Source organism: Hyphomonas beringensis (assembly GCF_000682755.1).
In the GTDB taxonomy this organism is placed as follows: Bacteria; Pseudomonadota; Alphaproteobacteria; order Caulobacterales; family Hyphomonadaceae; genus Hyphomonas; species Hyphomonas beringensis.
In genome coordinates, this window is record NZ_AWFF01000030.1 from 1 (window position 1) to 13,324 (window position 13,324).

Here is a 13,324-nt window from a genome sequence, read left to right on the forward strand (position 1 = left end):
GTCGGAGCGATAGGATTCGAACCTACGACCCCTCGCCCCCCAGGCGAGTGCGCTACCGGGCTGCGCCACGCTCCGACACCGGCGGCTTGTAGCCAAGCCTCCGCTTTTCCGCAATGCGTTATGTGGGATTAGGCTGCGCGTTTCTGCCGGACTGCGTCGAGGCGGGCTTTCAGGTCCGTCAGGCCGACCAGCGCATCTTCCAGCCGCTCGCGGCTGCCAGTCGCTGCCGTGTCCTCGATCTTGGCATCGAACGCTTCAGCGACACTCTTCTGCAGCTCACGAGCCGGGCTCGGGGCGGATGCGCCCAGGGTTGCCTCGCCCGCCAGCACGGCCGGAACGCCCTGCTCCGCCAACAGCGCCTTCGCGCCTTTCAGGGTTAGGCCTTTTTCGTGGACGAGGATCTGAATCGCCCGCAGTGCCTCAAGATCCTGTGGCCGGAACATGCGGCGGCCATCGCCGCGCTTTACCGGGCGCACATCGCGCGTGAACTTGCTTTCCCAATAGCGGATGACATGTGTCTCCAGCCCCAGCTCTGACGCCGCTTCTCCGATTGACCGGAATGCTTTGGCGGACTTTTCAACACGAGCGCGGCTTGCAGACATAAAGGGATCCTTCCTGGCTAATCTTTATCGACCAATGACTTGAGCATTGGTGAGGGGCGGAAGGTGACGACGCGGCGCGCGGCGATCACGGCTTCTTCCCCGGTTTTTGGGTTACGACCTTCGCGCGCGGATTTAGACCGCACCACGAAGTTGCCAAAACGGGAGAGCTTGACCTCATCTTCCTTCTCAAGCGCAGAGCCGATCAGCTCCAGCGTCTTGTCCAGCAGATCAGACGATTCCTGACGTGTAACCCCTACTTCACGAACGATAGCGTCGGTAACTTCGGCGCGTGTGACAGTCTGGTTAGTCATGGGATTCTCCCGCTTTGGTTAATGGTTAGCCAAGGATTATTAACGGAATCCTAGCGCCCGCGTTCCTTCTGAACTTTGATAATGCTGATTTTCGCCTGTGAGGCTAGAGGCGGAAAAGGCTCGCGCCCCAGGAAAAGCCGCCGCCCATCGCTTCAGACAGGATCAGGTCGCCCTTCTTGGCCCGTCCCGTGCGCACGGCATGGTTCAGGGCCAGAGGAATGGACGCAGCCGATGTATTGGCGTGCTGGTCCACCGTGATGATCACCTTGTCCTCATGGATGTTCATCTTCTTGGCCACCGCATCCAGGATGCGTTTGTTGGCCTGGTGCGGCACGAACCAGTCAATATCCTCGATGGTCAGACCCGTATCGTCCAGCACGGCCTGGATGGCCGCGGAAATATTGGCCACGGCATGGCGGAACACGCGATTGCCTTCCATGCGGACATGGCCAATCGTACCGGTAGAACTGACGCCGCCATCGACATAGAGCAGATCGGACTTCGTTCCATCGGTGCGGATATGGTGCGTGATGACGCCCTCATCTTCAGCGCCGTCCCATTCCTCGGCCTGCAGCACGACAGCGCCGCCGCCATCCCCGAACAGCACGCAGGTGCCGCGATCAGACCAGTCCAGCAGGCGCGTAAACGTTTCCGCGCCGATCACGACCGCCGTATTGAACAGGCCCTGCTTCAGCATCGAATCCGCTGTCGACAACGCGAACAGGAATCCGGAACAGACGGCCTGAACGTCAAAAGCCGCGCCGCCGGTCATGCCCAGCTTCGCCTGCACCGCCGTCGCAGTGGCCGGGAACGTCTGGTCAGGTGTTGTCGTGCCCAGCACGATCAGGTCCAAATCCGCTGGCGTCAGGCCCGCCGCCGCCAGCGCATCCCGCGCCGCCGCTGTTGCGATGTCAGACGTCATTTCCCCTTCGGCCGCTATGTGCCGCTGGTGAATGCCGGTCCGCTCGACAATCCATTCATGAGATGTATCGACCATTTTGGAGAGGTCGTCATTGGTCAGCACCTTTGTGGGAAGATAACTGCCAGTACCACGGATAAAACTGCGCCGTGCCATCAAATGCCTTTCATAGAGCCGTCTATTCGGCCGCTATCCCTTTTTGCCGGATTTTTGAGAGGTTCGTGGCAACCTCATCTCTATAATGGCTTGTCGCCAAGTCTGCGGCAAGCTGGCAAGCGCGGGCAAATCCACGACCATCCGTGCCACCATGGCTTTTGACGGATACACCGCCCAGCCCCAGCAGGACACCGCCATTCACATTGCTCGGGTCCATCTGCGAACGCAGATTCTTCAGACCACCCATGGCGAGCACAGCGCCCAGCTTTGAGAACAGACTGCCCGTCAAGGCCTCGCGCACCCGCACCCCAAGCATGCGGGCCACACCTTCACCGGCCTTCAGGGCAACATTGCCCGTGAAGCCATCTGTCACAATGACATCTACCTTGCCGCTGGAAATATCATCGCCTTCGACAAAGCCCTGATAGTCCAGGTCCAGTTCACTGCCGCGCAGCAACTCATGGGCCTCGCGGATTTCGTCATGGCCCTTCATCTCTTCAGAGCCGATATTCAGCAAGCCGATCGTCGGACGCTCTATTCCCAGAATCGCTCGCGCATAGGCCTCGCCCATGATCGCGAAGGTGACCAGTTGGGCCGCGTCGGCTTCCAGGTTCGCGCCAACATCCAGCACGACAGTCCGGCCCCGAAGTGTCGGCCAGGCAGCCGTCATGGCGGGGCGATGTACGCCGTCCATCTTGCGCAGGACCAGCATGGAAATAGCCATCAGCGCGCCCGTATTCCCTGCGGAAACGGCGGCATTCGCCCGGCCTTCCTTCACATCTTCCAGCGCGTTCCACATCGAGGAGTTCCGCCCACGGCGCAGGGCCTGGCTGGGCTTCATGTCACTGGTGATGACATCCTCAGTGTGAACGATTTCCATTCTGTCAGCGACGGAGGAATACTTCGCCATTACGGGCTTCAGCTTTGCTTCATCGCCGTGCAGGCGCACAAATGCTTCCTTTCGCGCCGAGAGAAACGCTGCGGCGCCCTCTACGGTCACGTCAGGGGCATTATCGCCGCCCATTGCATCAACTGCCAGGATTGTGCCTTTAGCCACGGGCGCTCCAGCTCCACCGAGTTTGTCCGGATTACCCAGCGGTGTTTAAGGTGCGCCCCGCGCATTGGCAACGGCGGGCATGTGAAGGAATCGCAACTCAGACCAGACTTTTCCAGAACAGGGCCCCGGAGAGAAACGCCTCATCCGGCTGATCTGCCAGCCACTGGCGCCGCACCAGCAGATAGTCTGCCAGCTCAATCTCCTTGTCCGGCATACAGATCGCGTTGCGGCGGACGCAGGCTGCAACCGCGTCGGCACGTGCATTATCTTCTACAGCATACGCCTCTGCCAGAGACTTCCCCAGCCCGTAATGAACTTCCGCCAGCTTGCGCATCTTGCGGGCGATAGATGAATCCCCGACGCCCTTTTCACGAAATGAGGCATCAAACCCATCCAGAATCAGGGCGTTCACCGCTTCGGCCAAACGGTCCCCATCGCGGGCTTCCATGGCATTGAGGCGGGGAATCAGAAGGCTGGCATGCGCCGTCACCATGGCCGCACGGCCTTCAAACGTATCTATGGCCAGGCCGCGCTCGTAAAGCGCCGGCTCCAGAGAGGCCATCACCATGCCGGAATGAAGCGCCCCGGCCGTGCGCTTGATGTTCGTGCGTTTCCGCCTGGCCCATAACATAGGAAAACCCTTCGCCTCCTGCATACCTGCGCTTGCCAAGCCATACTCGCAACCGCTAGGTCTTTGCCAACGAGTTATCAGGAGTATTCCGATGTCGCGATGCGCGATTCTGGCCCTATCGGTTCTGGCCCTGCCTCTGACGGCCTGTCTCACTCCGTCACGGGACTATCATGGCTATGTGGCTGACGAGGCGCAACCGCGTGACATGGCGCCGGGCGAGGATACGCGCTCCACAGTTCTGGCCAAACTCGGCTCTCCTTCCACGACCAGCGTTTTCGATGAAGATACCTGGATTTACATGTCCGATATTCAGGAACGGATTGCCTTCCTGAAACCCAAAATCACCAAGCGCAGCGTTGTCGCCATCAGCTTCGGCACGGACGACAAAGTTGAAGAGGTGGTTGAGTACGATGCAGATGCAGGTCAAATCATCCAGTACGCATCGCGTGAAACGCCAACCCGCGGTCGTGAACTCGGCTTCTGGGAGCAAATCTTCGGCACAATCGGCGCAGTCCAGCTGCCCCGCACAGACGAAGCCACCCCGGACAATCCAACTGGCCGTCGCCGCTAACATTTTCAGCGTTCCTGCCTGACTTCCGAACAGCCCTTCCCCTTGGGGAATCGATTCGCTTGTCATTATAAAAAAGTAACTCGCCTGAGCTGCGAATACCCGTTAGTGTGACATTACTGCCGCACTGGACATGGCCCTGTCCGCAGAAGTCAGGCCCATCCAGTCGGAACAGGTGTGCAAAACGCGGGGAGCGTATTTCCCCATACTGCAAACCAGGCAAGGCAGGAGGATGGTGATGGCTTGGAAAATGCCACTATTGAACAGAACGGTGAAATCGCTTGGACAAGCATCCCGGCAGGCACCGCAGAATTCATCAGCAACAGAAGCAGCCCAAAAGAGATATCAGCGGGTCAGGGATCTTGCGCGCAAGAGGCTGGCCATGGCTGAAAACCCGATGGAAGAAGATACGCCTCAGCCCGCGGGCTGAACGGCCAGTTTGCCCTCATTTCTTTTTCTTGAGGTCTTCGGCTTTCTTTAATTGCTGCATAAGCTCGACCAGCCTGTCCGGGACGGGCTCCTCAAGAGTCTTATCGTAGACCTTTTTCAGGGCTCTTCCGAGATAATCATAGCGACTGTCGCTGGAACGATTGGGCTCACTGGAAGCTGACGTCGGCCATGGCGCCTTAAGCTTATATTTTTTCATGTGAACCCCCATGCATCTGACCGCCTACCCCAGCGATCAAACATACCCCAGCCAGATATTTATATTAAACCTTTAATAGGCGATTACCATCACACCCCTTGGGAGGTATAATCTGCTTATTTGGAGGATATATTAGTATCACCGCCAAACCGTTCCATAATTTTCATGCAAAATGAAGCCGGCGGTACTTGCCGTTGAAATAAAGCAGTGGATCACGTCTCGGGTCAAATTTGGCCCGCATCACTTCACCTATCAGAATGATATGATCTCCTCCTTCATGAATGGCATGTTGGCGACACTCAAAATTGGCCAGTGCTCCAGAAAGTAGAGGCACATCATGCTGACCGGTCTCCCAGGGAGTCTGCGAAAACCGGTCTTCTCCAGGCTTCGCAAACAGGTTTGATGTGGGTTGCTGACCGATATGCAGTACATTGACGGCGAAGGTTTCCGCCACCTCCAGCGCGGCCCGGCTCTTCGATGTATTCGCGATGCAGACGAGCAACAAAGGCGGGTCGAGCGAGACGGAAGTGAAGGAGTTCGCTGTCAGGCCGACTGGCTCTCCGTCAGCATCCTTTGCGGTCACCACCGTAACACCGGTGGCAAAGCACCCCATCGCATCGCGTAGCGTCCGGGCATCCGACCCGGAACGATATTCCGGTACCGAGCGCGGCACGCGTCTCTCCAGAAAATCCAGAAGCGTCGCATTGAAAAGGTCAGCGGAATCCGTCGCAACGGCGTGCCCCGCCTCTCTGACTTCCGCATATTCCGCGTCGGCAAAGCGCCCGGCGAACCGGCCTGCTTCATCCGCAGGGCTAATCCGGCTGAGCGCGCCGCGGACGAACAAGACCGGCAGGCGGATGGTACCGGCTGCTGACTGAACTCTCTGAACCAGATCGCCCGAATAAAAGGTTTCCTGAAAGCGCGGATCAAACCGGCCGGAAGACAAGGCCGCCTCCGTCACGGCCCTGATGGCCGCATCTGACCTTTCGGAAGAGCCGGTTTCGGACTCAGGCGGCGCATCGACCAGAACCAGACCGGACGCCAGATGCGCGCCGTCTTCCCCAATCACAGCCGTCGCGATCCACCCCGCCAGTGACGATGCCACAACAACGGGCCGAGAGGCCATCTGCGCCAGAACACAGCGGAGGTCTTCAACGCAGGCGTCAAAGTCATAACGGCCATCTTCCGGCCACTCGCTTTCGCCATGGCCGCGCAAATCAACTCTCAGGACTCGGCGGCCCGCCTTGCGGAGGGCATCAGCCACATCATTCCAGTCATCCCGGCTCTGGCCCACCCCATGGACCAGAAGCACTGAGGGGTCATTCTCATTGCCGGAAACGTCTCCCTTGAGAGCCACCCCGGCAAATCCCTTGAAACTGATGTCGTGCATGAATTGTCCTGACTACGCTTCGCGCTTTCCCTTCATTTATCCCGCTCGCCCAATGTGTCGAGAGCAGGCCTGTTTACACCTGCCGCGACTTGCCGCTGCGGAGTATCTGGACAAGCCGGGTCCAGCGGACGAAAGTCACCGGCATGATTACAGGGCCAACATCTCATTCTTACTATTCGCAGCGTCTTCGGCTTCATTATGTCGATTGGGGAAATGAAGGCGCACCCATTCTGATTCTTCTCCATGGCGGGCGCGATCATTGCCGGAGCTGGGACTGGGTTGCGCAGGAATTGCGCGAGGACTGGCACGTTATCGCGCCGGATCTGCGCGGCCATGGCGACAGTGCCTGGTCAGCCGACGGGGAATATTCGCCGCGTGCATGCGTATATGATCTGGCGCAGTTGATCCACCAGTTGAATGCCGGACCGGTGACGATTGTGGCCCATTCCTATGGCGGCAATATCGCCCTTCGCTATGCCGGCATCTATCCGGAGATGGTCAAGAAGATCGTCGCGATTGAGGGTCTTGGCCCCTCCCCGAAGATTTTGGCTGAACGGGCTGAAGTCAGCCCGGCAGACAAGATGAAGGAGTGGATAGACTCCAAGCGCTCCGTCGCGGGCCGCCTGCCGCGCAAATATGAAAGCCTGGAGGTCGCTTACAAGCGGATGAAGGAAGAGAATACCTATCTCTCTGATGCTCAGGCGCGCCACCTGACTATTCACGGAATCAGCCAGAATGAAGACGGCACATATTCCTGGAAGTTCGACAATTACATGCGCGTTTTTACGCCCTATGACATGCCCCAGGAAGATTTGGAAAAGCTGTGGCAGAACATCTCCTGCCCAACTCTGTTGATGTATGGCGACAAGAGCTGGGCGTCTAATCCCGCAGAAGATGGACGTGCCGAGCATTTCAAGAACGCCCGCGTGAAACTCTACAAGGATGCCGGGCACTGGCTCCACCATGACAAGCTCGATGAATTCCTGGCGGACCTGAAAGACTTCCTCTGAATTCCGGCCCACCTGCCGCCGCGACATATCTGGCGAGTCCTGAGCGCGCCGGTACAGTGATGGCCAAAGAGGAGGAACGCATGACAGACCCACTTTTCAGTCTTGAGGGAAAAGTTGCGCTGATCACCGGCGGCAGCCGGGGCCTTGGCTATCAGATGGTCAAGGCATTCGCAGAGCGCGGCGCGGACGTGATCATTGCCAGCCGTAATCAGGACGCCTGTGAGGAGGTCGCTGAAGAAGTCCGCGCAATGGGCCGAAGAGCGCTGGCCGTCGGCGCGCATTGCGGACGCTGGGAAGACATCGACCAGCTGATCGAGACCGCCTATGCCGAGTTTGGCCGGGTGGACATCCTCGTCAACAATGCGGGTATGGGCCCGATGGTGCCGAGCCATGAGGTGCCGGAAAACCTGTTCGACAGCGTCATGAATCTGAACTTCAAGGGCCCGTTCCGCCTTGCCTCGATCATCGGTGACCGGATGAAAAATGCTGGCAGCGGCTGCATCATCAATATCTCCTCCATTGCCTCTCTGGTTCCGATGCCAGCGGTGGTTCCCTATGCCGGCGCGAAAGCGGCGCTGAATGCGATGACGACATCGATGGCCCGGGAGTATGCGCCGGAAGTGCGGGTGAATTGCATCGCCGCAGGTCCCTTCCTGACAGACATCTCAAAGGCCTGGACTGAAGAAGCTCGCCAGACCGCTGATAATGCGCTTAATCGCCCCGGTCGCCCGGAAGAGATTGTGACCGCCGCCTTGTATCTGGCCACAGACTCCTCCAGCTTCACAACGGGCGTCATCCTGCGTGTGGATGGCGGCCCTTGAGGAGGAAAAGCCAATGTCATCGAAGTATCTGCTTGATCCTGAACTGAAAGCCTTTTTTGAGGCCCTGCCCCCGACGACACTGACCCGCGAGGCCTTGCCGGAAATTCGTAAAGTGCGGAAGGAATTTGCCATGGCGCAAATGCCTCCGCTGCCGCCGGAAGTGAGCATCGTTCAGGAAATGGCGCCGGGACGGAATGGCGATCCGGACGTGCGGATGAAAATCTACCGCACCGGCTCTGATAGGACAGACCGCCCGGCCATTTTGCATCTTCATGGCGGCGGCTATGTCCTTGGCAGTCCCGATACGATGGCACCGCAATGCGCGGCCTGGGCGAAGGGAATGGACGCGGTTGTTGTGGGAGCGGCTTACCGGCTGGGGCCTGAGACGAGCTATCCCGGAAATGTCGAGGATGCCTATGCGGCACTGGCCTGGATGCATGAGAATGCAGATCAGCTGGGCATTGATACCTCGCGCATTGCCGTCGCCGGAGAAAGCGCGGGCGGCGGGCTGGCGGCAGCGCTGGCTCTATTGGTCCGTGACCGGAAGGAGTTCTCATTCTGTCATCAGCAGCTGATCTTCCCGATGATTGATGACCGGACGGCCATCCGGACGGACCTCTCCCCGATGTTCGGGGAGTTGGTGTGGACCCGTGAGATGAACCATTTTGGCTGGTCCGCCCTCTTGGGTCAGCCCCCCGGATCAGAGGGTGTCTCGCCTTACGCCGCTGCGGCCCGGGCAGAAGACCTTTCCGGCCTGCCTCCGGTGTTCATGGCGACAGGTGCAATGGACCTCTTCACCGAAGAAAACCTCGAATATGCCCGCCGCCTGATGGCCGCCGGCGTTCCGGTGGAACTCCATGTCTATCCGGGGGCGCCGCATGGCTTCATGTGGGTGACAGAAGCCCGCGTGACCAAGCAATACACCCGAGACGCCTGGGACGCGCTGGCGCGAGGCATTGGCGCGGCCTAGTCCAGAGACAGGCCAAGCTCTGCAAGAACTTCTTCGGTGTGCTCACCGATACGCGGTGCCGGGCGGATTTCCTTTTTCGGCGCGCCCACAAAATGGACCGGCGGTTGGGGCTCCCAATACCCACCTTCTGTAGGGTGCTCGCGCCGCTGGAAGAAATTGACCGCCTTGAGGTGCGGATCTTCCTGCAGATCCGGAAAATCATTCGCCCTGGCCGCTGGGATATCCGCGTCTGACAGAACTTGCAGCCAGTGCTCCGTAGGCTGATCCTTGAAGTAGTGCTGCACCCGCTCCATCATATAGTCCATGTTGAAATAGCGGCCGCGATAATCACTGATACGGTCATCTTCCAGTTCCTGCGGCGCACCGATCACGTCGAACAGTTTCACCCATCGGGCGTCCACATAGGGCGCAATGACGATATAGCCGTTAGAGGTTTTCAGCGGCTGGCGGCACGGGTCCACCTGGCGCTGATAGCAGAACGGACCATTCGCCGGATCAAAGACCGCCTCGTAGAAATGCTCTTCCAGCAGGAAGTGGGTGATGCATTCGAACATCGGCACTTCGACATGGACGGCCTCTCCTGTGCGATCGCGCTGGCGGAGGGCAGCGAGCGTGGCATAGACGGCATGAAGACCGGAAACCTTGTCTGCAAAGGCAGTCGGGATGAAACGCGGGCGCTCATTTCCATCAACCTTTGGCAACAGCATGGTCGCGCCCGATAGCCCCTGGATAAGATCATCATAGGCTGGGCGGCCCGCATAAGGCCCCTCCGAGCCGAAGCCGACGCAATGGATATAGACAATATCCGGCTTGATCTTCTTCACTTCCTCAAAAGTGAGGCCAAGGCGGGCGACCGCATCGGCGCGAATGTTGTGGATGAAAACATCGCTCGTCTCTATCAGCTTTCGGATGGCGGCCTTGCCTTCATCGGATTTCATGTCCCAAACCACAGAGCGCTTGCCGCGGTTCATGGTCAGGTGACACGGCCCCATGCCCTTGGTGTTGGCGGGCTTGCCGACATTACGGAAATCGTCACCCTTCTCCGGCTCAACCTTCACGACCTCAGCACCCATGTCTGCCAGGGTCTGCGTGCAGTAAGGGCCGAAGATGACCGTCGTCATGTCGGCGATGCGCAGGTCAGACAGAACATTCGTTGCGGGCATGTGGTTTCCTCCGGATTTTTCTTGCTCATAATGCGGTTGTCGCTGGGACAGACAAGACGTTTCGAGCGATTGACTGACCTGCGCCTGTATCCGCGCCCGCTGATGAGGGCACGGCAGGAACGTGTGTTTTGGAGACAGGCTCAGCTGGTGTCACACCAGTCCTGCAGCAGAGCGCGGATCATACCGGGCAAGGCCGCAGAGACGATGCCCAATTCCGGGCGCAGACGGTACGCACTGGCAATCGGCATAATCTGGGGTGCGGGCTCGCCCGCCTGTTTCTGCCGTGCGATACAGCGCGCCAGGCGCTTTGCATGCGCATCCGGGTCTTTCAGGACACGATAGAGCGCCGCGATGCGAGCCAGAAAGGGTGCCGCCAGAACCGGCTGCCCGTCCCGAAAGGGTGGCTGCAGGAAAACGGCATCTGAGACCATGGCCACCTTCTTTGCGGAAAGGGCAAAGCGCCGCTGAGTGGGAAAGGAAACGATCTCCGTGCCTTCCGGCAACTGGCGCGGCTCTGTCTTGCGGGGCTCCGCAGGCGCCGGAAGGCCCAGCATCAGAGCCATCAGGAACAGGAGCCGGCGGACAATCATCTCAAGCTGGGACAAACGCCCGGACGCGCGCTGCTTCAGGCTGCGCGGCAATGTTCTTGGCCTCAACTGCGCGTTCGTCATGCCAATGATATTGGTCAGGGCGTAACGCGCCTGTTCAAGGCCGTGATTGATGAAGTCCGGATTGCTCATGCCCCACAGAATGAGGGCACGGCCTATGCGACGGATTCGGGCAGTGAACTCGGCCTCTGTCGCATCAGGTTTCCTGATGCGTTTGAGCCAGCAAGTGCCCGTCCAGACTTGCAACGGCGCGGAGCCCCCACAGGGAATTGGCACCAAAGAGCTGGGCGCCCGGCTGCAACAGTTCCGCATAGTCGACGGGCCTTATCTCATAAGGTGCGCCATCTTGCTGAAGGCGGAGGAGGATGCTGGCGCGCATATAGCCGGGGCGTACGCCCTCTTCTTCCGGCGGTGTGACCCACACACCATCCGCCGTAACGAGGAACAGATTTCCCATGGCAAAGCAGGCAGGCCGGCCAGCCATGTTGAGCATCAGGGATTCATCCGCCCCTGCCTCTGTGGCTTGCCGCCGCGCGGCGAGATTGTCGCCATAGCTGGTCGATTTGATCTGCGAGAGAGGAGATGTCTCGTTCCGGCGTATCGAAGCTGTAATCACACTCATGGGTGCATAGGGCCGCGTATCAGAAAGCGGGGTGGCGCTGAGCACGGTCAGAGGCTCGCTGCTCGTGGCGTCTGCCCCGCGCCCGCCTGCCCCGCGGCTGACCGTTAGTCTCAGGGCGGCCTCGCCCGTGATGCGCTTTGCGAGCTGCTGAAGGGCCTGCCTCAGGGTTTCATCCTGGGGGATGCCATTTATTCCCAGCACGGAAAGAGAGCGCCGCAGTAGGGCGATATGCTCATCCAGGCCTTCAATGCTACCCCCTGACAGGCGCAGGGTTTCAAAACATCCATCGCCCAGCAGGAATGCCCTGTCGCGCACGGACACTTCTGGTGAGGCGGTCTGGGCTGAGCCCTTGAAGGCAATGTCCATAGGTTCCGGCATGTTATCCTCCATCAGCGCACGGATTACGGCAGATGCCTTGTCCAGTGTTTCCTGATATTCCTCTGACGGAACAGAATCCGAGACGATCCCGCCTCCCGACCGGAAATGGCCCGTCCAACGATCATCCTGTTGCCTGGCCATAGCCACGGTGCGGATAAGGATGGAGGATTCCATGTTCCCGTCAGGACTCATCCAGACGAGTGAGCCGCAATAGGGGCCGCGCGCTTCCTGCTCGAGTTCAGCAATGATTTGCATGGCCCGGATCTTCGGCGCGCCCGTGATGGAGCCGCCCGGAAAGGCCGCCTGGATAACATCCAGAGCATCACGCCCCTCTTCCAACTCGCTCGTCACGGTCGAGACGAGATGGTGGACATTCGCATAGCTTTCCAACGCATTCAGTTTCGGAACCTTCACGCTGCCCGGCCTGGAGACGCGCGAGAGATCATTACGCATGAGGTCCACAATCATCAGGTTTTCCGCACGGTCCTTTTCGGAGGTCACAAGTTCTTCCGCCAGGCGCTTATCTTCGTCCGGTGCTTGGCCGCGAGGGCGCGTCCCCTTGATGGGCTGAGTGGTTACCTTGTGTACGCCGTCTGGCGTGACGTGAACCTTCAGGAACCGCTCGGGTGAATTCGAGACGAGGGCATGATGCGGCAAGCGGAAATAGGCCGAAAATGGCGCCGGGCTGTTCCCTGACAGGCGGCGCATGAGATCATAGGGATGCGCGGCGCCCTCCAAGTCGAAATCGAAGCGCTGGGAAATGTTTGCCTGAAAACAGTCCCCGGCATGAATGTAGGCCACAGTGCGGGCGATGCTTTGCTCATACTCCGGACGGGCGATTGTTGTGCGTGGCGCATGATGGGTTAGCCGAGGGGGAAGAGGTGCGTGGGCCTGCAGAGAGATCATGTCTCTCAAGGATGGCTTGCCTGTGTCGCCCCATGACCAGCGCCAGTATTCAGCCCTTTGCTGAATGTGATCAAACGCGATGACCTCCGGATAAAGGCCCAGCGCGATATCGGGCCAGCCTTCCCGCTCTGGCCCGGAATCCAGATTTGGCAGCAAGGCGCGGCCATATTCATAGGAAAGGAGCCCAGCCCAGCCACCACAAAAGGGCGGCGCATCAGATGGACGCTCAAAGCCCAGCCGCCGCGTCATCGCCCGGATTTCATCCAGATGCCGCGCGTCGCTGGCGACATCCGCCGTCACAACGCTGACCGGGTTTGCGCAGATATAGCTCCAGCGGGCATCGGGGCTGTAGAGCAGCAACGCATAGGGGCTGTCTCGCAGGGGCGCAAAGGCCTCAAGCGGGTCGCACCATGGGATGAGATCGCGGCGAAACATCGGCCTCAGCCAATCCTGACAAAGCTAAATCCAGCAGACCGCCTGTCTTAGCGGGGAAGTCTCATCGGCGAAAGCACAGGCTTTGGGCATTAGCGCGCCCTTTCGCGCAGCTTGCCCTAAAAGCGACTTAA

The 13,324-nt window shown here is 59.3% G+C and carries 15 protein-coding genes and 1 tRNA gene; 5 read left to right on the top strand and 11 right to left on the bottom strand.

The window, feature by feature from the left end; translation table 11 throughout:
- Position 1: 1 nt before the first annotated feature.
- The 6 genes from HY29_RS05840 to HY29_RS18325 all read right to left on the bottom strand — a co-directional run bounded on the left by HY29_RS05840 (position 2) and on the right by HY29_RS18325 (position 3,676).
- Positions 2-75, bottom strand: a tRNA-Pro gene (locus HY29_RS05840).
- 53 nt (positions 76-128) lie between these two features.
- Complete coding sequence (locus HY29_RS05845; RefSeq protein WP_034794037.1) at positions 129-602, bottom strand: MerR family transcriptional regulator; 474 nt, start codon at positions 600-602, stop codon at positions 129-131.
- Between the two features lie 17 nt (positions 603-619).
- The gene (locus tag HY29_RS05850; protein ID WP_034794040.1) at positions 620-913 is read right to left on the bottom strand and encodes an integration host factor subunit alpha; all 294 of its coding nucleotides are present in this window, start codon (positions 911-913) and stop codon (positions 620-622) included.
- Positions 914-1,016: 103 nt separating this feature from the next.
- Entirely contained in the window at positions 1,017-1,988 is a 972-nt protein-coding gene (locus HY29_RS05855) for a beta-ketoacyl-ACP synthase III (RefSeq protein WP_034794043.1), read from the bottom strand.
- Positions 1,989-2,010: 22 nt separating this feature from the next.
- Positions 2,011-3,045, bottom strand: coding sequence for a phosphate acyltransferase PlsX (gene plsX, locus HY29_RS05860; protein WP_081811253.1), 1,035 nt, complete (start codon positions 3,043-3,045; stop codon positions 2,011-2,013).
- A gap of 97 nt (positions 3,046-3,142) precedes the next feature.
- On the bottom strand, positions 3,143-3,676 hold the full coding sequence (locus HY29_RS18325; RefSeq protein ID WP_051601188.1) for a ubiquinol-cytochrome C chaperone family protein: 534 nt from the start codon (positions 3,674-3,676) through the stop codon (positions 3,143-3,145).
- A 91-nt stretch (positions 3,677-3,767) separates the two neighbouring features.
- On the opposite strand from HY29_RS18325, the gene HY29_RS05870 reads away from it, so the two are divergent.
- Both HY29_RS05870 and HY29_RS19160 read left to right on the top strand, forming a co-directional pair.
- Positions 3,768-4,247 carry an outer membrane protein assembly factor BamE gene (locus HY29_RS05870; RefSeq protein ID WP_034794047.1) on the top strand — a complete coding sequence of 160 codons (480 nt, stop codon included), beginning with the start codon at positions 3,768-3,770 and terminating at the stop codon, positions 4,245-4,247.
- Positions 4,248-4,482: 235 nt separating this feature from the next.
- Entirely contained in the window at positions 4,483-4,674 is a 192-nt protein-coding gene (locus tag HY29_RS19160) for a hypothetical protein (RefSeq protein WP_155838220.1), read from the top strand.
- A gap of 15 nt (positions 4,675-4,689) precedes the next feature.
- Here the strand turns inward: HY29_RS19160 and HY29_RS05880 are convergent, their stop codons facing one another.
- Positions 4,690-4,890 (bottom strand): NepR family anti-sigma factor, encoded by a 201-nt coding sequence (locus HY29_RS05880; RefSeq protein ID WP_155838221.1) that lies wholly within the window; start codon positions 4,888-4,890, stop codon positions 4,690-4,692.
- Positions 4,891-5,053: 163 nt separating this feature from the next.
- On the bottom strand, positions 5,054-6,280 hold the full coding sequence (locus HY29_RS05885; RefSeq protein WP_034794055.1) for an alpha/beta fold hydrolase: 1,227 nt from the start codon (positions 6,278-6,280) through the stop codon (positions 5,054-5,056).
- A gap of 143 nt (positions 6,281-6,423) precedes the next feature.
- Between HY29_RS05885 and HY29_RS05890 the strand changes: the two genes are divergently transcribed.
- From HY29_RS05890 to HY29_RS05900, 3 genes are all read left to right on the top strand, one after another.
- On the top strand, positions 6,424-7,290 hold the full coding sequence (locus HY29_RS05890; protein ID WP_034794057.1) for an alpha/beta fold hydrolase: 867 nt from the start codon (positions 6,424-6,426) through the stop codon (positions 7,288-7,290).
- 80 nt (positions 7,291-7,370) lie between these two features.
- Positions 7,371-8,111, top strand: coding sequence for an SDR family NAD(P)-dependent oxidoreductase (locus tag HY29_RS05895; RefSeq protein ID WP_034794253.1), 741 nt, complete (start codon positions 7,371-7,373; stop codon positions 8,109-8,111).
- 13 nt (positions 8,112-8,124) lie between these two features.
- Positions 8,125-9,081, top strand: coding sequence for an alpha/beta hydrolase (locus HY29_RS05900; protein WP_034794255.1), 957 nt, complete (start codon positions 8,125-8,127; stop codon positions 9,079-9,081).
- On the opposite strand, the gene HY29_RS05905 is transcribed toward HY29_RS05900, so the two are convergent.
- The 3 genes from HY29_RS05905 to pabB all read right to left on the bottom strand — a co-directional run bounded on the left by HY29_RS05905 (position 9,078) and on the right by pabB (position 13,193).
- Positions 9,078-10,244 carry a CaiB/BaiF CoA transferase family protein gene (locus tag HY29_RS05905; RefSeq protein ID WP_034794060.1) on the bottom strand — a complete coding sequence of 389 codons (1,167 nt, stop codon included), beginning with the start codon at positions 10,242-10,244 and terminating at the stop codon, positions 9,078-9,080. The genes HY29_RS05900 and HY29_RS05905 overlap by 4 nt on opposite strands.
- Positions 10,245-10,384: 140 nt before the next feature.
- On the bottom strand, positions 10,385-10,984 hold the full coding sequence (locus HY29_RS05910) for a hypothetical protein (RefSeq protein ID WP_034794062.1): 600 nt from the start codon (positions 10,982-10,984) through the stop codon (positions 10,385-10,387).
- A gap of 64 nt (positions 10,985-11,048) precedes the next feature.
- On the bottom strand, positions 11,049-13,193 hold the full coding sequence (pabB, locus tag HY29_RS18810; RefSeq protein WP_081811255.1) for an aminodeoxychorismate synthase component I: 2,145 nt from the start codon (positions 13,191-13,193) through the stop codon (positions 11,049-11,051).
- Positions 13,194-13,324: the final 131 nt, after the last annotated feature.